Origin of the sequence: Trebonia kvetii (assembly GCF_007827045.1) — a bacterium.
Lineage (GTDB): Bacteria > Actinomycetota > Actinomycetes > Streptosporangiales > Streptosporangiaceae > Trebonia > Trebonia kvetii.
The window spans coordinates 71,522-88,124 of sequence record NZ_RPFW01000001.1; the positions used below are offsets into that span (position 1 = coordinate 71,522).

The 16,603-nt window shown below is 70.9% G+C and carries 17 protein-coding genes; 7 read left to right on the forward strand and 10 right to left on the reverse strand.

Going from position 1 to position 16,603, the window contains the following annotated elements:
* Positions 1-53: 53 nt before the first annotated feature.
* The 6 genes from EAS64_RS00300 to EAS64_RS00325 form a co-directional block, all read right to left on the reverse strand.
* A complete protein-coding gene (locus tag EAS64_RS00300) occupies positions 54-3,314 on the reverse strand; it encodes an acetyl-CoA carboxylase family protein (protein ID WP_145850707.1) in 3,261 nt (1,086 codons plus the stop codon).
* 15 nt (positions 3,315-3,329) lie between these two features.
* Positions 3,330-4,535: a thiolase family protein gene (locus EAS64_RS00305; protein ID WP_145850708.1), complete on the reverse strand. Its 1,206-nt coding sequence runs from the start codon at positions 4,533-4,535 to the stop codon at positions 3,330-3,332.
* A gap of 1 nt (position 4,536) precedes the next feature.
* The gene (locus EAS64_RS00310; RefSeq protein WP_145850709.1) at positions 4,537-4,956 is read right to left on the reverse strand and encodes a Zn-ribbon domain-containing OB-fold protein; all 420 of its coding nucleotides are present in this window, start codon (positions 4,954-4,956) and stop codon (positions 4,537-4,539) included.
* A 93-nt stretch (positions 4,957-5,049) separates the two neighbouring features.
* On the reverse strand, positions 5,050-5,709 hold the full coding sequence (locus EAS64_RS00315; RefSeq protein ID WP_145850710.1) for a TetR/AcrR family transcriptional regulator: 660 nt from the start codon (positions 5,707-5,709) through the stop codon (positions 5,050-5,052).
* 89 nt (positions 5,710-5,798) lie between these two features.
* Positions 5,799-6,398: a pyridoxamine 5'-phosphate oxidase family protein gene (locus tag EAS64_RS00320; protein WP_145850711.1), complete on the reverse strand. Its 600-nt coding sequence runs from the start codon at positions 6,396-6,398 to the stop codon at positions 5,799-5,801.
* 166 nt (positions 6,399-6,564) lie between these two features.
* Positions 6,565-7,710, reverse strand: a complete 1,146-nt coding sequence (locus tag EAS64_RS00325; protein WP_145850712.1) for an acyl-CoA dehydrogenase family protein — start codon at positions 7,708-7,710, stop codon at positions 6,565-6,567.
* A gap of 254 nt (positions 7,711-7,964) precedes the next feature.
* On the opposite strand from EAS64_RS00325, the gene EAS64_RS00330 reads away from it, so the two are divergent.
* Both EAS64_RS00330 and EAS64_RS00335 read left to right on the forward strand, forming a co-directional pair.
* Entirely contained in the window at positions 7,965-8,531 is a 567-nt protein-coding gene (locus tag EAS64_RS00330; protein ID WP_145850713.1) for a YceI family protein, read from the forward strand.
* A 146-nt stretch (positions 8,532-8,677) separates the two neighbouring features.
* Entirely contained in the window at positions 8,678-9,583 is a 906-nt protein-coding gene (locus EAS64_RS00335; protein WP_246115474.1) for an NADP-dependent oxidoreductase, read from the forward strand.
* A gap of 42 nt (positions 9,584-9,625) precedes the next feature.
* On the opposite strand, the gene EAS64_RS00340 is transcribed toward EAS64_RS00335, so the two are convergent.
* A complete protein-coding gene (locus EAS64_RS00340; protein WP_145850715.1) occupies positions 9,626-10,246 on the reverse strand; it encodes a gamma carbonic anhydrase family protein in 621 nt (206 codons plus the stop codon).
* Between the two features lie 115 nt (positions 10,247-10,361).
* Between EAS64_RS00340 and EAS64_RS00345 the strand changes: the two genes are divergently transcribed.
* The 3 genes from EAS64_RS00345 (at position 10,362) to EAS64_RS00355 (ending at position 11,946) form a co-directional block, all read left to right on the forward strand.
* Complete coding sequence (locus tag EAS64_RS00345) at positions 10,362-10,694, forward strand: hypothetical protein (RefSeq protein WP_145850716.1); 333 nt, start codon at positions 10,362-10,364, stop codon at positions 10,692-10,694.
* Between the two features lie 127 nt (positions 10,695-10,821).
* On the forward strand, positions 10,822-11,547 hold the full coding sequence (locus EAS64_RS00350) for a class I SAM-dependent DNA methyltransferase (RefSeq protein ID WP_145850717.1): 726 nt from the start codon (positions 10,822-10,824) through the stop codon (positions 11,545-11,547).
* Between the two features lie 18 nt (positions 11,548-11,565).
* Complete coding sequence (locus tag EAS64_RS00355) at positions 11,566-11,946, forward strand: VOC family protein (protein WP_145850718.1); 381 nt, start codon at positions 11,566-11,568, stop codon at positions 11,944-11,946.
* 381 nt (positions 11,947-12,327) lie between these two features.
* On the opposite strand, the gene EAS64_RS00360 is transcribed toward EAS64_RS00355, so the two are convergent.
* Positions 12,328-12,582 (reverse strand): hypothetical protein, encoded by a 255-nt coding sequence (locus EAS64_RS00360; protein WP_145850719.1) that lies wholly within the window; start codon positions 12,580-12,582, stop codon positions 12,328-12,330.
* A gap of 154 nt (positions 12,583-12,736) precedes the next feature.
* Positions 12,737-13,744, reverse strand: a complete 1,008-nt coding sequence (locus EAS64_RS00365) for an MBL fold metallo-hydrolase (RefSeq protein ID WP_145850720.1) — start codon at positions 13,742-13,744, stop codon at positions 12,737-12,739.
* Positions 13,745-14,176: 432 nt separating this feature from the next.
* On the opposite strand from EAS64_RS00365, the gene EAS64_RS00370 reads away from it, so the two are divergent.
* Entirely contained in the window at positions 14,177-15,055 is an 879-nt protein-coding gene (locus tag EAS64_RS00370) for a type III PLP-dependent enzyme domain-containing protein (RefSeq protein WP_187365584.1), read from the forward strand.
* Positions 14,977-15,384 (forward strand): type III PLP-dependent enzyme domain-containing protein, encoded by a 408-nt coding sequence (locus EAS64_RS00375; protein WP_187365585.1) that lies wholly within the window; start codon positions 14,977-14,979, stop codon positions 15,382-15,384. The genes EAS64_RS00370 and EAS64_RS00375 overlap by 79 nt, the downstream gene beginning before the upstream one ends.
* 92 nt (positions 15,385-15,476) lie before the next feature.
* Here the strand turns inward: EAS64_RS00375 and EAS64_RS00380 are convergent, their stop codons facing one another.
* Entirely contained in the window at positions 15,477-16,436 is a 960-nt protein-coding gene (locus tag EAS64_RS00380) for a S16 family serine protease (protein ID WP_145850723.1), read from the reverse strand.
* Positions 16,437-16,603 lie beyond the last annotated feature (167 nt).

Here is a 16,603-nt window from a genome sequence, read left to right on the forward strand (position 1 = left end):
CCGGCGACGTTATCGCACTCACTGTGTGCGATTGCCACTGGCGAGGATGCCGTTCATGACGCGTGGCGCAGAGCTGCGGCGATGACCGAGCGCGTGTCCGCCGGGTCGATCACGTCGTCGATCTCGAAGAGCGACGCCGCGTTGAGCGCCTTGCCGCGCTCGTAGAGCTGGGCGACTCGCTCGGCGAAGCGGCGCTCCCGTTCGGCGGGATCGGCGATCGCTTCGAGTTCCCTGCGATGGCCGAGGCGCACCATCCCCTCCAGGCCCATGCCGCCGAACTCCCCTGTTGGCCAGGCCACCGTGAGGATCGAGGCGCGCAGGTAGCCGCCGGCCATGGCCATCGCGCCGAGCCCGTAGCCCTTGCGCAGCACCACGGTGACCTGCGGCGCGGACAGGGCCGCGGCGGCGGCGAACATGGCGCCGAAGCGGCGCACGGTTCCCTCGCGTTCCGAATCTGGCCCGACCATGAACCCAGGCGTGTCGCACAGCGACACCACGGGCAGCCCCCTGGCGTCGCACAGCCGCAGGAACCTGGTGGCCTTGTCCGCGCCCTCGGCGTCGATCGCGCCGCCGAGGTGCAGCGGGTTGTTGGCGAGCACGCCTGCGGGCCGGCCGTCGATGCGGCCGAGAACGGTGAGCATCCCGCGGCCGTAGTCCCTGGACAGTTCGAGGCCGCTGCCCTCATCGACCAGGGTGTCGATCACCGGGCGGACGTCGTAGGCGCGCAGCCGGTTCTCCGGCACGAGATGACGCTGCATCCGCTGGTCGGCGGCGGTGCCGGGGACTTGCGTGCCGGACAGCAGGGACAGCGCCGCCTTGGCCGCGGCGACGGCCGCGCGCTCGTCTGCGACGAGGATGTCAACGACCCCGTTGGCGGTCTGCACGTCCATCGGCCCGACTTCCTCCGGCGGGTACACGCCGAGGCCGCCGCCCTCGATCATCGCCGGACCGCCCATGCCGAGGCTGGATCCGCTGGTCGCGATGATGACGTCGCAGGCGCCGATGATCGCCGCGTTGCCCGCGAAGCAGTACCCGGACACCACGCCGATCAGCGGCACCTTGCCGACGAGCCGGGACATATGCCAGAACGTCTGGCAGTCGAGCCCGCTTGTCGCGGGCCCGTCGGTGTCGATGCCCCGGCCGCCGCCGCCCTCGCCGAAGACGATGACGGGCAGGCGGCTGCGTTCGGCAAGCCGCAGGAACCGGTCGGTCTTGGCGTGGTTCAGCCTGCCCTGGGTGCCGGCCAGGACCGTGTAGTCGTAGGACATCACGGCGGCGGGCACGCCGCCGACGGTGGCGGTGCCGAGGACCACGCCGTCGCCGGGAGTCCGCTCGATCAGGTCCTGCAGCGGCCGGGTCGACCGCTGCGCGGCGACGGTCAGCGCGCCGTACTCGGTGAACGACCCCTCGTCGACCAGGTCGGCGATGTTCTCCCGGGCGGTGCGCCTGCCCTGGTCGTGCCGGCGAGCGGTGACCTCCGGGCGTCCCTCGTCAAGCGTGTAACGGCGCCTGTCGATCGTCTCGCGCAGGTCGTCGCGGATGTGGTCCGGGTCGGCGCTCTCCGCGGCGTTCGCCGCGCCGGCGTCCTCACCCGACGGGTCGGCGTAGGCGACGGGCTGGCCCGCCTCGACGAGGTCGCCGACCGCCACGGTCACCTCCCGGATGACGCAGGGACGGCCGGCCACCACGACGTGGTGCATCTTCATGGCCTCGTACACGAGCACTTCGGCCCCGGCGGCGACCTCGTCGCCCGCCTCGACAAGCACGTCAACGACGACGCCCTGCATCGAGGCGCGCAGCGCGACGGCCGCGTCGGGCACTGCCGCTGCCGCAGGAGCCCAGTTGGGCGGAGCCTGCGCCCGACGCGTACCGGTTCGCGGAGCCTCGGTTCCCCGCGCACCGGACAACGGCGCGGCGGCACTGCCGGTCAGTCTGGACAGGTGCACATCGAGGTAGCCGGTGTCGATCCGACCCTCGCGCAGCGCCGGGTCGGCCGCGATGGCGAGCAGCAGGTCCGTGTTGACCGCGACGCCCTGGACGTCGAACTCACCGAGCGCGCGGCGCAGCCTGGCGAGAGCCTCCTCCAGGGTGGCGCCGGAGGCGATGACCTTCGCGAGCAGCGAGTCGTAGCGCGGGCTGACCTGATAGCCGGGGTAGCCGTGCGTGTCGACCCGCACGCCCCGGCCGGCCGGCGGCAGAAAGCGGTCGAGGCGGCCGGCGCCCGCGAGGACGGAGCCGTCTTGGGTGACCGTCTCGGCGTTGAGCCTGGCCTGGACCGCGAAGCCGCGCCCTGGCACCGCGCTTGCCTGCCCCGCCTCGGCCAGTCCTGCCTTGGCCAGTCCCGCCTTGGACAGTGGCGAGCCGTCCGCGAGACGCAGCGCGAGGGCCACTAGGTCGAGCCCCGTCACCTCCTCGGTCACCGTGTGCTCCACCTGGATGCGCGGGTTGACCTCAAGGAAGGTGATCTCGTTCTCGCGGACAAGGAACTCCACGGTGGCCAGGCCGCAATACGGGACCGCGCCGATGAGGGCGGTCGCCGCGGCATGCAGTCGTGCGCGCACGTCGTCATCGAGCCAGGGCGCCGGGGCGATCTCGATGAGCTTCTGGCGGCGGCGCTGCACCGAGCAGTCCCGGTCGCCCAGGGCGAGCACCGTGCCCGCGGCGTCGGCCGCGACCTGCACCTCGATGTGCCTGGCGCCCTCGATGAGTTCCTCGGCGTACAGGGCGGCGGAGCCGAACGCGGCCCTGGCCTCGGCGGCGCACCGGTGGTAGGCCGCGGCGAGGTCCGCGCCGGCCGCCTTGGCGACCGGGGCCATGCCCCGCCCGCCGCCGCCGGCCACCGCCTTGACCATCACGGCGCCGCCCGGTCCCAGGCTGTCGAGGAGGCGCCGGACCTCGTCGAGCGTGGCGGGCCCTTCGGTGCCGCGGGGTACCGGGACGCCGACTCCGGCCGCGATGGCCCGCGCCCGGCTCTTGTCGCCGAACGCCTCGAGAGCCTGCGGTGGGGGGCCGACGAAAGCCACAAGCCGTTCGGCACACTGGTTAGCGAAATGCGCGCTCTCGGCGAGAAAACCGTAGCCGGGGTGGATCGCATCCGCGCCCGCCGTCACTGCCGCGGCGATGACGGCGTCGGTGTCCAGGTACCCCGCCGCGCCGGTCCCCGGCAGGGCGATGGCCTCGTCCGCGCGGGCGACGTGCGCGCAGTCACGGTCGTCGGTGGTGTAGACGGCGACGGTATCCAGGCCCTCGAGGGCGGCGGAGGCGATGATGCGGACCGCGATCTCGCCCCGGTTGGCGACGAGGAGCTTACGCACGGGGGTCGATCCTGGTCAGCTGGCGGACCTTTCCAGGATGTGGATGGCGCAGGCGGAGCCGAGGCCGATGACGTGGGTGAGGCCGACGCGGGCGCCATCGATCTGCCGGGGGCCTGCCTCGCCGCGCAGGTGGGTGGCGACCTCGTAGACGTTGGCGATGCCGGTGGCGCCGATGGGATGGCCCTTGGACTGCAGGCCGCCCGACACGTTCACCGGCAGGCGGCCGTCCCGCCAGGGTGCGCCCGACTCGAAGAAGTCGACGGCGCCGCCAGGCGGGCAGAGCATCAGGTTGTCGTAGTGCACCAGCTCCGCGGTGGCGAAGCAGTCGTGCAGCTCCACCAGGTTCAGGTCGTCAGGCGAGACGCCTGCCTGGTCGTAGGCCGTCTTCGCCGCGTTGCGGGTCAGCGTGTTCACGTTCGGCAGGATCTGGCAGCCCTCCTCGTATGGGTCGGTCGTCAGCACCGAGGCGGAGACCTTCACCGCGCGACGCCGCTGCTCCGGGTCGAGGGTGGCCAGCTTCGCCCCGCTGACCAGCACGGCCGCAGCGGCGCCGTCCGTGTTCGCCGAGCACATGGGACGGGTGTTGGGGTAGGAGATCATGATGTCGCCGAGAATCTCCTCCAGTGTGAACCGCTTGGTGTAGGCGGCGAGCGGGTTCAGTGCCGAGTGGGCGTGGTTCTTCTCGGAGATCCTGGCGAACAGCTCGGCGCTCGTGCCGCCGTAAGTGTGCTCGTACTCCAGGCCGACCTGCGCGAAGACACCCGGCATGGTCTCCGTGCCGACGAGGCCGTCGAGCGGTGCCACCGCGCCGAAGCGACCCTCCGGCCGCCAGGTGCCCGCGGACGCGCTGCGCGTGCCGCCGGCCAGCAGACCCGCCCCGGACAGCTTCTCGACCCCGACCGCGAGGCCGAGGTCGGCCTCGCCCGCCTTGATGGCGAGCATGACCGTGCGCAGCGCGGTGGCGCCGGTGGCACACGCGTTGGTGACGTTGTAGACGGGGATGCCGTACTGGCCGATCTGCTTCTGCACCCGCTGGCCGAGAGCGGTATTCGATTGCATCAGGTTGCCGCAGGCCATCACCTGCATCTGTGCCATGGTGAGGCCCGCGTCGGTGAGCGCGCCGAGGCACGCCTCCGACGCGAGGTCGGTGAGGTCCTTGTCCTTGTGCTTGCCGAACTTGGTCATGTGGATGCCGAGCACCCAGACGGAATCCGCGGACATATCAGTCCTCCTGGGCGACTGGTTCGAAGCCGAAGCCGACGGCCTCGGTGCCCTCATCATCGGTGCCGAGGGAGTAGACCGCCAGCCTGACGGGCAGGCCGACCCGCACGTGGTCCGGGTCGGCGGGGACGTTGATGAGGTTCGCGCGCACCTGGGTGCCGCCGCAGTCGACGACCGCGGCGACGAACGGCACCCGCACGCCGGGCGCCGCCATGTGGACGATGGTGAACGTGCGGACCGTGCCCTCGGTCGGCAGCGGCGCCGCCCTGAAGTCCGACCCAGGGCAGGCGGCGCAGGCGTTGCGCCGGTCGAAGTAATGAGCGCCGCAGGCGGTGCATTCGCTGGCGACCAGGTGCGGCGCCGGGGTGAGCGCGAGGTAGGAGACGAGCGGGACGGTCGCGGCCCCTCCGCGGTCTGCCATGGGCACCTCCTCCTTACTACCGACGAACTTCGTCGGCATGGCCTTCAATATTTCAGAGGCGGTATGCGGCAGCAAGGGCTTGCCGCGCTCGCGTCAGCGGTCGCCGAAGTCGTAGCCGCAGCCGCGCAGCACCAGGTCGACCAGGTCTGCCAGGTAGCCGTGCGCGCCGGCCAGCATCTTGTCGCGCAACTCAGGCGGGGTGGCGAGCAGGTGCATCACGACCCCGCCGAGGATCGCGTCGAGCACGGCGGTCGGCGACGTGGCCGCGGGCAGCAGGCCGGCGTCCATGGCCGACCTGATGGCGGCCCGGGACTGCACGATCACCGGCGCCGCCCGCTCCTTGTGGAAAGCCTCGAGAAGCTCCGGGTTCTGCGGCGCCTCGACGAAGACGCGCAGCGAGTTGATCCCGTCCCCCGACACGTAGTCGAAGTAGCGCCGCGCCGCAGCGATCAGGTACTGCCTGATGTCGCCGCGCGGCACGACGGCAACGTGGTCTTCCGCGGCGCGGGCCATGGTGGCGAGCAGCAGGTCGGTCTTGCTGGCGTACCGGCGGTAGATGGCGTCCTTGCTGACGCGCGCCTGGTGCGCGACGACGTCGAAGTTGAACCCGGCCCAGCCGCGCTCGGCGTACACCGCGCGCGCCACGTCGAGAATCCGCCGGTCCACGTCGGCATCCCTGCGGCGGCCGCGCCGCCTGGGCGCCGGGGCGTCCGCTGCGGGATCGGCCGGCTCGGTCGTGTCCGCGATGCTCATCCTCGCATGCTAGCCGCGGCGGCACGGCGCAGCCGAGCCCCGGTGGCAGCCGGCCTGCCGGCGGTTTCTCGGATGTCAGGCGCGTCTGCTTAGCGGGGACGGCGGCCGGGGGCGGTGACGGTCGAGCCGGTGGCCGGGCCGAATGACGGGAGGCCGAGCTTGCGGTGGTCCCAGGAGCGGATGCGTTCGGCGTGGACACGGACGGCCACTCGCTTGCGCAATGCGGCCTCGACGAACGGGCGCATCTCCTCGCTGTAGGGGCCGGTGTAGCGCTCCCAGACGGCGACGCCGATCCGCCACAGCAGGTCCGGGTCGTCGCTTACCTCGGCGCGGCCCTCGACTGCCACGCCGCGCAATTCGTCGTAGACGTCGCCGTCCTCGGCCAGGCAGGTGATCCGCGGATCGCGGCGGAGGTTGACCGCCTTCTGGGACTTGGCCTTGGTCTCGAAGCAGATGTCGCCGTCGATCACCGCGAACCACATCGCGACCAGGTGCGGCTGGCCGCCCGGACCGATGGAGCCCATCGTCATCGAGCGGACGCCGGCGAGCAGTTCGGCGATTTCGCCTTCGGTGAGGGTGATCTGCGCCCGCTGGTTGACCCCGGGGCTGCGCCCGGGCGGCGGGCCGGCCGCCTGCTCCCCCGCATCGTCCGTGCTTCCTGATGTCGTCCCCGAGCCATTGGAAGTCATGCGGCACCTCTCGCCGGTCCTCGCTACCCGAGCAGCGTAAGCGACATGTACTGGTTTTGGGTGCGACAAAACGTTCTAAATCGGATGGGATTTTGCCCCGAACGCGGTATATGTCTTCGCGTGGGGATGGGGGAACCAGGCAACCGTTCGGGATGATCTTCTTGGGTTATGACTTGCGGAGCTCGCGGGCGATGACCATGCGCTGTATCTGGTTGGTGCCCTCGAAGATCTGCGGGACCTTGGCCTCGCGCATGTAGCGCTCGACGGGGAAGTCGCGCGTGTAGCCGGCGCCGCCGAGGACCTGCACGGCGTCCGTGGTCACCCGCATCGCCATGTCGGTGGCGACCAGCTTCGCGATCGACGCCTGGCGGCGGAACGTCAGGCCGCGGTCGCGCCTGCGGGCCGCGTCCAGGTACGTGGCGCGCGCCGACTCGACGCCCGCCGCCATGTCGGCGAGCAGGAACTCTAGGCCCTGGAACTCGATGATCGGGCGGCCGAACTGGGTGCGCTGCATGGCGTAGGCAACCGCCTCGTCGAGCGCGGCCTGAGCGAGGCCGACCGCGCAGGCGGCGATGCCGAGCCGGCCCGAGTTGAGCGCGTCGAGTGCGAACTTCAGGCCGTCGCCTTCCGCGCCGATCCTGCGGTTGACCGGCACCCTGGCACCCTCGAGCAGCAGCTGCGCGGTGGGCGAGCCGGTCAGGCCCATCTTGTGCTCGACGGGCGTGGCGGTCATGCCCTGCGTGCCGGCGTCGGCGAGCAGGCAGCTGATACCGCGGCCGCCGGTGTCGCCTGTGCGGACCATGAGCGTGTAGAAGTCGGCCACCCCGGCGTGGGTGATCCACGCCTTCGTCCCGGTCAGCACGTAGTCGTCGCCGTCGCGTTCGGCGCGAGCGGACAGTGCGGCCGCGTCCGAGCCGGCCTGGGCCTCGGACAGCGCGTAGGCGCCGAGCAGCTCGCCTGCCAGCATCTCGGGCAGCCACGCTTCCCGCTGCTCCTTGGTGCCGAAGCTGGCAAGCGGGTAGCAGGACATCGTGTGCACCGACAGGCCGACGCCCACCGTCATCCACGCGGCGGCAAGCTCCTCGAGCACCTGGAGGTAGACCTCGTAGTTGACCGCGCCGCCTCCCCACTCCTCCGCATACGGCAGGCCGAGCAGTCCGCTGCGGCCAAGCAGCCGGAACTGCTCGCGGGGGAATTCGGACTTCGCCTCGTATTCGCTCGCGATCGGCTTGAGCTCGTCGGTCGCGATTTCCCTGGCGAGGGCGACCAATGCCTCCGACTCGGCGTCGGGCAGCAATCGTTCTACCGGCATGCGGGCCCTCCCCTGCGTCTTGTTACCTACCTGCTTACCAGACGCGCTCGCTGACCGGTGGTGGTGCCCGTGCCGCCGCCGGTGCTGAAGAAATGCCCATGTCATCACCGGGGTCATGGTCCCGGTAATGGCACGGGCATCGAGTAGTGGATCTTGCCAGCGCCTGACACTCGGGCGGTGTGTCTCGTCGTACGGGTAGGACGCAACCCGCCGGCGGGAGAACGCCGCGGCGGGACCATATTGAGGGAGGAACCATGAGCTCCGCACTCGCCACCGCCTCGATCCCCGGCTACCTGGCCGGCACCTGGAAGGCGGATCCGGCGCACTCCGAGGTCGGCTTCTCTGGCAGGCACCTGTTGATCAGCAACACGCGCGGGCGTTTCCCCGGCTACAAGGTCACGATCGTGACCGGCGAGGACCCGCTGCTCTCGTCGGTGACCGCGACGATCGAGCTCGCGAGTGTCGACACGCGCCTCAAGATGCGGGACGACCACCTGCGCTCGGCCGACTACCTCGATGTCGAGAAGTACCCCGTGATGACCTACCGCTCCACCGGCATCCGCCGGGCCGACGGCGGCGACTGGGTCATCGACGGCGAACTGACCCTGCACGGCGTCACGCGGCCGGTGCCGCTGGCGCTCGAGGTGCTCGGATTCGGCACCGACCCATGGGGCGGACAGCGGGCCGGGTTCTCCGCGACCGCCCGGATCAGCCGGCGTGACTTCGGCATCGGCTACGCCGACGGGGTGGATGCGGGCGGCGCGGCGGTCGCCGACAAGGTGTCGGTCACGCTGGACATCGAGGCTGTCCTTCAACCATGACCGCACCGAGGCGGGGCGCCGCGGTGCTCGCCGCCCGGATGAGAGGCTCGGCATGATCGCCGCCTGACCAGGCATCAGTCATATCGGCAGTCATGCCGGCGGGCATTTCGGCACAGGAAGGGAGCGGGGCGATGAAGGCCATCCGCATGCATGAACCAACGGGCATCGGCGGGCTTGTCTACGAGGATGCGCCCGATGCCAAGCCAGGGCTTTGCGACGTGCTCGTCAAGGTCGTCGCGTGCGGCATCACGCACAACGAGCTCGACTGGCCCGTCTGGAACTGCCGTGCCGGTCATCCCCGGTCCTCGATCATCCCCGGCCAGGAGGTGTCCGGGGTGGTCGCCGCGCTTGGCTACGGGACGGCCGGGTTCGCGATCGGCGACGAGGTGTACGGGCTGACGGACCAGCTGCGCGACGGTGCGGCCGCCGAGTACGTCGCGGTGGAGGCGCGCAACCTGGCGCTGAAGCCGCGGACCGCGGACCACGTCACGGCCGCGTCGGTGCCACGGGCCGGACTGACGGCGTGGCAGGCGCTGTTCGACCACGGCAAGCTCGCCAAGGGACAGACGGTGGTCATCCACGGCGCGGCGGGCGCGGTCGGGTCGACCGCGGTCCAGCTCGCACGCTGGGCCGGAGCGCGGGTGATCGGCACCGGGCGCGGCCGCGCGCGGACGCTGGCCACCGGACTCGGCGCCGATGAATTCATCGCACTGGACGCCGACCGGCTCGAGGACGCGGCAGGCCAGGCCGACCTGGTTGTGGACACGATCGGCGGCGACGTGCTGATGCGGTCGGCCTCGTTGCTGCGGTCCGGCGGCACCCTTGTCACGATCAAGCCCGACCGGCAGCTGCCGGCCGACAGGGACGACATCAAGACGGTCGTGTTCGTGCAGGAGTCCGACCGGGTGCAGTTGGCCGAACTCGCCAGGCTGATCGGCGAGGGGCAGCTGCGGCCGCAGGTCGGCGCGGTGTACCCGCTGGCCAAGGCGGCCGAGGCGTTCAGCGCGAAGGCCGCGGGCGGCATCCCCGGCAGGGTCGTCCTGCAGCCTTGATTGGCCGGCCGCTCCCGGGCTGGTGTGGCGCGCGGTGGGAGGTTAGGCGTCGTCCTCGCCGCCGGAACGTTCGCCGATGACGCGGTCATCGACGTGGGCCGCGAACCAGGCCGACTGCCTGGTCATCCGCTCGGTGGCCGACGCGTCGCGCGGCAGACCGTAGACGGTCCCAGGGAAGTCCAGGTGCTGCTGGACCGCCCAGATCCGCTCGTGCTGGTCCGGCGAGAACAGCTGTGCCGGGTCGCCCACCGCGACCCAGCCGATCGGGACCGTCGTGCCAGGCGGCAGGACGGTGTTGACCTGCACCACGCCGTTGATCCGGACCTCGGCGCCCGCCCCGGCCACCGATCCGGGAAACAGCGATGCGCCGGTGGCCAGGAAGCAGCCGTCCGCCACCTGAGCGCCGTTGACGTGGGCGTGCGGGCCGACAAGGACATCGTCGCCGATGACCACCGGGTGCCCGGCGCGGCCGCGGATCACCGCGTTCTCCATGACGACGCTCCGGGCGCCAAGGCTTACCCGGCCGTCCTCGGCGGCCAGCACGGCGCCGAAAAGCACGCGGGCACCCGGGCCGATGCGCACGGCGCCGCACACCACCGCCGTCGGCGCGACGTACGCGCTGGGATCGACCTCGGGAACGGCACCGCGGTGTTCGATGAACATGGACCCAGCTTGCCAGGAAGCCTGGTCTATGGGTTCTTGGGCAGGTGCTCGTACAGTTGGAGTAGGACGAAACGCCTGCAGCGCTGGTCGCCGCCAGAGGACAAGGGGTGGGGTCATGGGCGAATACCCGGAAAGTCCGGCACGGGAACTCTCCGCAGCCTGGCAGGCCGCCTCGGCGGCGCTTGGCCAGTGGCGGGAGCAGGTGTCGGAAGCGACCACCGAGGCCGTGGCGAAGCTCGATCCCGCCTTCCGCGCCGCGGTGGAGGCCCTGCGCGCGGCGGTTACCGGCAACTGGGGCAACTGCCGGTGCCCGTGCGCCACGGCGCACCCGCAGGACCCGGGTGTATGCGACCACAGCGCCATCTTGGGCAGGCGAATCGGCGATGAGGAGGTCGCGCTCTGCGCACCGTGCGCCGTGGCCCAGGGCGTCGCGGAGATGCGGCGTTAGCGCGGTCGCTGATCGGCCGTCCGCAACGTCTCGCGGCTGCGCGTCCCTAGCGTCTTGCGGCCTGCCGTTCGCGGCGGCGACGCATATTGGCTCGCGTCCATCGAACGTTAAGCGGCACAGTAGGCCCATGCCGGAGAACTACTTCGACGAGCGGATCGCGGCGACCTACGAGGCCAAGTGGCCCGAGCTGTTCGAGCCGTCGGTCGTTGACCCCGCCGTGGACTTCCTCGCGGACCTGGCGCGGTCGGCCACCGCTCTCGAGCTTGGCATCGGCACCGGCCGTCTCGCGCTGCCGCTCAGCCGCCGGGGCGTCCGGGTGCACGGGATCGAACTGTCGCCCGCCATGGTCGCGCGCCTCAAGCAGCAGCCAGGCGCGGACGCCATCGGCGTGACCATCGGGGACTTCGCCACCGCGACGGTGGCTGGAACGTTCGGACTCGCCTACCTGGTGCGCAACACGATCATGAACCTGACTACCCAGGACAGCCAGGTGGAGTGCTTCCGCAACGTGGCCGGCCACCTGGAGCCTGGCGGCTGCTTCGTGATCGAGGTGATCGTGCCTGAACTGCGCCGCCTCCCGCCGGGAGAGAAGTTCCGGCCGTTTACCGTCACCCCGCGGCATCTCGGCTTCGACGAATATGAGGTCGCCGCGCAGGGAGTCGTGTCGCACCACTACTGGGTGACGGACGGGGAGTTCGAGACCTTCTCCGCACCCTTCCGCTACGTCTGGCCCGCCGAGCTTGACCTGATGGCCCGGCTCGCCGGGATGACCCTGCGCGAGCGGTGGAGCGACTGGGACCGCTCCGCCTTTACGAGCGACAGCAGGAGCCACATCTCGGTATGGCAGAAATAAGACGGTAGCGTGCACTTCATGCACCAGAGCCGTGTCTACGCCCTGCTGATCGACACACCAGAAGCCGACGCCGCGCACGCGACCGCGTTCTGGTCCGCCGCCCTCGGCGGCACGGCCCGGCAGGCGCCCGCGGAACCGCAGTTCACCGTGTTGGACGAGGCGCTGCCCGGACTGGTCACCGTCATCCAGGCGATCGATGACGCACCGCGCTACCACCTCGACATCGAAACCGACGACGTCGAGGCGGAAACCGCGCGCCTGCTCGCCCTCGGCGCCGTGCAGGTGGCCCAGTGGCTGGAGTGCCGTGTGCTCCGGGCGCCGGGCGGCCACCTGCTGTGCGTCATACCGGTGCACAGCGACGCCGAAGAGTTCAAGGCGCGAGCCTCCGCGTGGCCGTAACGGGTTGAGGCTGTCGTACTGCTTGAGCATCAGGGCCTTGGCCCCCGCGGCGTCGGGCGTCGCCGCGCTGTACTCCACGACGATGACGACCTCGTCACGGACCTCGGCAGCGATCTCCACCCGGGCGTTCCCGTACGAATCCAGTGTCGGATTGACCCAGCCACGTCCCCCGACGGCGGCGTCCTTCAGTGGAGTCGCCGGCTTTGGGTGGTGGGTGTAGCCGGCGGTCATGCCGTCGTACATGCTCCTCGCGCCCTGCGCGGTCTTAAAGCGGGCAATGGAGATTATCTGCTCTGATCCGTCGGTGTTGGTCCACCCCTCTACCTCGCCGGTCTTAAAGCCGCGGCGGGCGTCCAGGCCCTCTTCATCCGCCCACGCGGTCTACACGTAGAACTGCTGGACGAAGGCCTTGAGGCTCAGCGACCTGTTGGTGTTCGCGCTGTATGGCGTCGCACCTGCCGGTACGGGAAGCACCCCTAGCGGCCCGGCGCCTGCCGACGCGCTTGGCGAGGCCGAGGCGGCAGCCGATGTCGCCGGCCCGGAGCCGCCCGCCGAATGGGTCGCCGAAGAACCGGCGCACGCGGCGAGCGCCAGGGCAAGCGCCGTCAGCGGGAGGATGCGGGCAAGGTTGCGCATGAGAGCCTTTCTGGAGGAATTTCCACCAGTAACAGGAAATTTCCAACAGAGTAGCGCCAGTACCGCACGCATCACCAGCACCCCAGGGTTCGGGTGGCCTGACGTTCTCAGCCGCCCAAGCCGGCGATCTGCTCGCCGGAGATGGTTACCCCCATCAGGCCGTCGCGTACTCGTCGGCGACGTCGCCTACGGCGACGGTGAGCTCGCCGCGCATCACGAGCAGCGCCAGGTGGGCGCGGGTCTCGTGCACCGCCATGAACTGGTCGATCGGCGACAGTTCGGCGAGCGCCCGCCCGCGCCTGGTCCACGGGACGCGCTGCGCCACCTCGTAGACGGTGCGCGCGCCCGCGGCGACCGCATCGGCGCACTGGCGCAGCCGGATCTCGTGGTGGGCAAGCAGCTCGTCGGCGCGGGCGTGCACGCTCGGCCCGACCGGGCCATGCGCGGGCAGCAGCATCGCGTCGGGCCGCTGCCGGACCCGGCGCAGGGAGTCCAGGTAGTCGGCGAGCGGCTCATGGCCGTCGATGACCGCGAAGCCGAGGGCCGGCGTGATGTGCGGCAGCACGTGGTCGCCTGCGAACAGCAGGCCGACGTCCTCGTCGGCGAAGCACAGGTGTCCCCTGGTGTGCCCGGGTGTCGCCAGCGCCCGCAGCTCGCGGCCGCCCGCCTTGGGCAGGTCGCCGTCGCGCAGCCACCCTGCCGGGTAGTCGTACAACTCCCCTGTCCAGTGCGGGTGCAGCTCCGCCAGCCGTTCGGCCGGGACGCCCGAACGGATCAGGGTGGCGCGGAAGTCGGCCTCACCCTCGTCGCCCTCGACGATCGCCTCCATCATGAGCCGCTCATCCTCGCCGAGTACGAGATTGCAGCCGGTGCGGCGGCGCAGCTCGACACCGAGCGTGTAGTGGTCCGGGTGGTGGTGCGTGCAGAGCACGGAGGTCACGTCCGCGAGCCCCGAGCCGAGCTCGGCGAGCCCGCTCTCCAGCGCGGCGAACGCCTCGGTGAGCGACCAGCCCGCGTCGATCAATGCGATGCCGTCGGGTCCGGTGATCGCGTAGATGTTCACCGCGCGCAGCACGTTCCCCGGCAGCGGCAGCGGGATCCGGTAGACGCCGGCCGATACCTCCTCAACGCCTGGACGTTCCCAGTCATGAGGATCGGTCATTGATGTCTCCCTCTGCTCGCGCGGCATCATCAATATCTATCCCGAACGGGTTCGGCTGACTCACCCGGCCCACCCGCCGCGCACCCCGGTGGCAGGCGCTGCCGGCAGGTAACTTCGGCGCTGAGCACCGCGGCACTCAGGCGGACTGCGGCTTTCAGGCGGACTGCGGCTCTCATCCCGAGCTCCCCGAGCGCTCAATCGCGCCTCCATCGCAGCTCAAGGCCTCAATCACACACTTCATTTCAGGGGCCGGCACCGCTCGCGGGGATGCCGTGAAGTACGGGGGACAGCATGGGAGCGCAGCAAGCGACGAAGTTGCCGATGGCAGCGGAGAGCAAGCAGCCGGTGCCGCAGGAAGATGCGACACCTGGGATCGCTGATTCGCGGAGTGGATGGTGGCGTGCATGGCGGGCACGGTTCGGGGTGGCCGAGGTGTCCGGCACCGTCGCGGCCGCCGCCGGCTTCGCCTTCGGTTACCTGGCTGCCGGGTCACTGCTGGCAGCCGCGGGGCTCGCCACCCTGTGCGAGGCGATCGGCTTCTACGGATGCGTCGGGGCGAAGACAGCGGCCGCCGCGCGCCGGGCCACGGCTCACCTGTCGGGGTGGCGGCGAATGGGCGCCGGGACCTGGCACGCCGTGAAGGAGCAGCTCGCGTCCTGTGCGGCCGCCGAAGTCCTGGACTTCTTCCTGATCCGTCCCGGGTGCATGGCAGGCGCGGCATGGCTGGCCCGGCCGCTGCCTGGCGGAATATGGCTCGGGTTCGCGGTCGGCAAGGTCGTCGCCGATGTGGCCTGGTACGGCATGGAGGCAGCGGCCCGCCGTGGCGTCGCCAGATCGCTGGCCGCCGGCCGTCCGGCCACCTCCTGCCTGCGCCTCGAGGTCGCGCGGGCGGTGGACAGCTTCGGTGCGCTGGCAGCAGCGTTCCCGGAGGTAACGGCGCATTACGCGGTCAAGGCCAACCCCCATCCGCAGTTGCTCGCCGGCCTGCACGCCGCGGGGTGCCGGTTCGAGGTCGCCTCCTGGGCGGAGGTGCGCGCCGTGATGAAGGCCGGCGTCGACCCCTCCACGGTGCTGTTCATCCATCCGGTCAAGCTGCCGGCCGACATCGCGTGCGCGCGGAAGGCCGGGGTATGGCGGTTCGCCGCCGACAGCGAGACCGAGCTGGAGAAGATCGCCAGCTACGCTCCCGGTCCGCGGTGCTGCTGCGCGTCGACATCCGGGCCGGCGGCGCGGTGGGCGACCAGGGCAAGTTCGGCGTCCAGCCAGGCAAGGCAGTCGAGCTTGCCCGGCTGGCCGGCTCACTGGGCCTGAACCCGTACGGGCTCGCCTTCCACGTGGGGTCCGGTCGCCAGCTGGCCTTCCCCGTCACCATCCCCGGCGCGGACAGCCGCCCGCTCGTGGCCTGCATGCTCACCGGCCCAAGCTGCGACAGTCAGGACACCATCATGGACGAGGTATGGCTGCCCGTGCCCCGCGCCGGCGACCTGGTCCTGATCGGCAACGCGGGCGCCTACACGAAGTGCTACTCGGGCCGTAGCGCCTTCAACGGCTACCCGGCTCCGGTGCTCAAGCTCGTGAAGCGCGCACCCTCGGCCCCGCCGGCCACGCGAATGCCCGCCGCTTCGGCGCTCGCGGCCTGAAGACCAGGCCGGCCCTAACCGGACATGCGTGCCGATGCGGAGCGGGTTCGGTACCTCGCGGCCAGCTGGGCGCGATGGGCGGCGGGCGACGGTCAGGGCAGCCGCGGGTGGTGGTCCTTGGCCGCGCGCTTGGTCAGTGCCGTGTGCAGCGCCTCGGCCACCGTGCCTGCGAAGACGAGCTGGAGGCTGCCTCGGTCGCGGTTCGACACGTGGAACAGGTCTGGCTCGTTGGCCTTGGGCGCGATGAGCAGCTGGGTGTCGCCCTCTTTGGCGGCGTGTGCCTTGCCCTTGAGGTCGTCGACGGGGAGCAGCGTGCCGTCCGGTGCGACCCCGCCGGTGAGCGCGACGTCGACCCGGACCGGGTGACCGGAGATGAGCGAGGCGCACGCGGCGGCGAATGCCAGGCCGGCGCTCGCGGTCTCGCCAACGGTGAGGCCCGGCGGGAGTCCGCCGTAAGGCTCGTCGACGTGCAGGTCATTGCGCGTGAACCAGCTGGGGTCCAGTTCCGGCGCGTACGCGGCGGCGTGCGACCTGATGTAGTCCACCGCCGCGACCGCGTGCTGCCCGAACAGCTTCTCGATCGGGCCCGTCACGGAGATGCGGCCCTTGCCCTGCTTGGCGAGAACCTCGAGCGGCAGCAGTTCGCCGCCCACCGGCGCCCAGGCGAGGCCGAGCCGCTGATCGTGGCGGTGCGTCAGGCGGTCGCTCACGCCCACCCAGTGGTCGTGGTTGGCGAGATCGGCCTCGTAGTCGACGGCTACCTTCGAGGTGTCCCTCGGGTCGTACCAGACAGGAACGGCGCTGCCCTGGAACTTCAGCGTGTGGATGCGGGTGGTCACGGTCACCTCGAACGGCGGCTCGCCGCGCTCGTCCGGCACGACCCGCAGCCGCATCCAGCAGTCCATCCAGCCGCTGCCCAGGTCGTTGTCCGGCGCCCACATCGCGCGCATGGAACTGCCCTCGCCGACGGTCTTGATGGACAGAATCTCCGCCGTCCCGTGACGGCCGTTGCTGCGCAGCTCCTCAAGGAGATGCTTGTGCTTGAAAAGCATCGGTATGTCCCCTTCGCCCCAGGCCCGCCGCTCACTATGGCATAGGCGGCAGTCCCGGTGCGGGGGGTCTTCGTTCGTTATGTGAGTACGGTTAGGCCGGCTCTGGCCGGCGGGCCAGAGCCGGCCCAACAGTACTCACACGGCCCTGCCCCGGGGGCTGGGTGGGC

Excerpts from the sequence above, each read along its gene's own strand:
- EAS64_RS00310 (WP_145850709.1), bottom strand. The coding sequence starts at position 4,956 with ATGGCAGACCGCGGAGGGGCCGCGACCGTCCCGCTCGTCTCCTACCTC.
- EAS64_RS00335 (WP_246115474.1), top strand. The coding sequence starts at position 8,678 with ATGCATGAACCAACGGGCATCGGCGGGCTTGTCTACGAGGATGCGCCC.
- EAS64_RS00325 (WP_145850712.1), bottom strand. The coding sequence starts at position 7,710 with ATGCCGGTAGAACGATTGCTGCCCGACGCCGAGTCGGAGGCATTGGTC.
- EAS64_RS00345 (WP_145850716.1), top strand. The coding sequence starts at position 10,362 with ATGGGCGAATACCCGGAAAGTCCGGCACGGGAACTCTCCGCAGCCTGG.
- EAS64_RS00350 (WP_145850717.1), top strand. The coding sequence starts at position 10,822 with ATGCCGGAGAACTACTTCGACGAGCGGATCGCGGCGACCTACGAGGCC.
- EAS64_RS00355 (WP_145850718.1), top strand. The coding sequence starts at position 11,566 with ATGCACCAGAGCCGTGTCTACGCCCTGCTGATCGACACACCAGAAGCC.
- EAS64_RS00330 (WP_145850713.1), top strand. The coding sequence starts at position 7,965 with ATGAGCTCCGCACTCGCCACCGCCTCGATCCCCGGCTACCTGGCCGGC.
- EAS64_RS00340 (WP_145850715.1), bottom strand. The coding sequence starts at position 10,246 with ATGTTCATCGAACACCGCGGTGCCGTTCCCGAGGTCGATCCCAGCGCG.
- EAS64_RS00320 (WP_145850711.1), bottom strand. The coding sequence starts at position 6,398 with ATGACTTCCAATGGCTCGGGGACGACATCAGGAAGCACGGACGATGCG.
- EAS64_RS00365 (WP_145850720.1), bottom strand. The coding sequence starts at position 13,744 with ATGACCGATCCTCATGACTGGGAACGTCCAGGCGTTGAGGAGGTATCG.
- EAS64_RS00360 (WP_145850719.1), bottom strand. The coding sequence starts at position 12,582 with ATGCGCAACCTTGCCCGCATCCTCCCGCTGACGGCGCTTGCCCTGGCG.
- EAS64_RS00305 (WP_145850708.1), bottom strand. The coding sequence starts at position 4,535 with ATGTCCGCGGATTCCGTCTGGGTGCTCGGCATCCACATGACCAAGTTC.
- EAS64_RS00380 (WP_145850723.1), bottom strand. The coding sequence starts at position 16,436 with ATGCTTTTCAAGCACAAGCATCTCCTTGAGGAGCTGCGCAGCAACGGC.
- EAS64_RS00315 (WP_145850710.1), bottom strand. The coding sequence starts at position 5,709 with ATGAGCATCGCGGACACGACCGAGCCGGCCGATCCCGCAGCGGACGCC.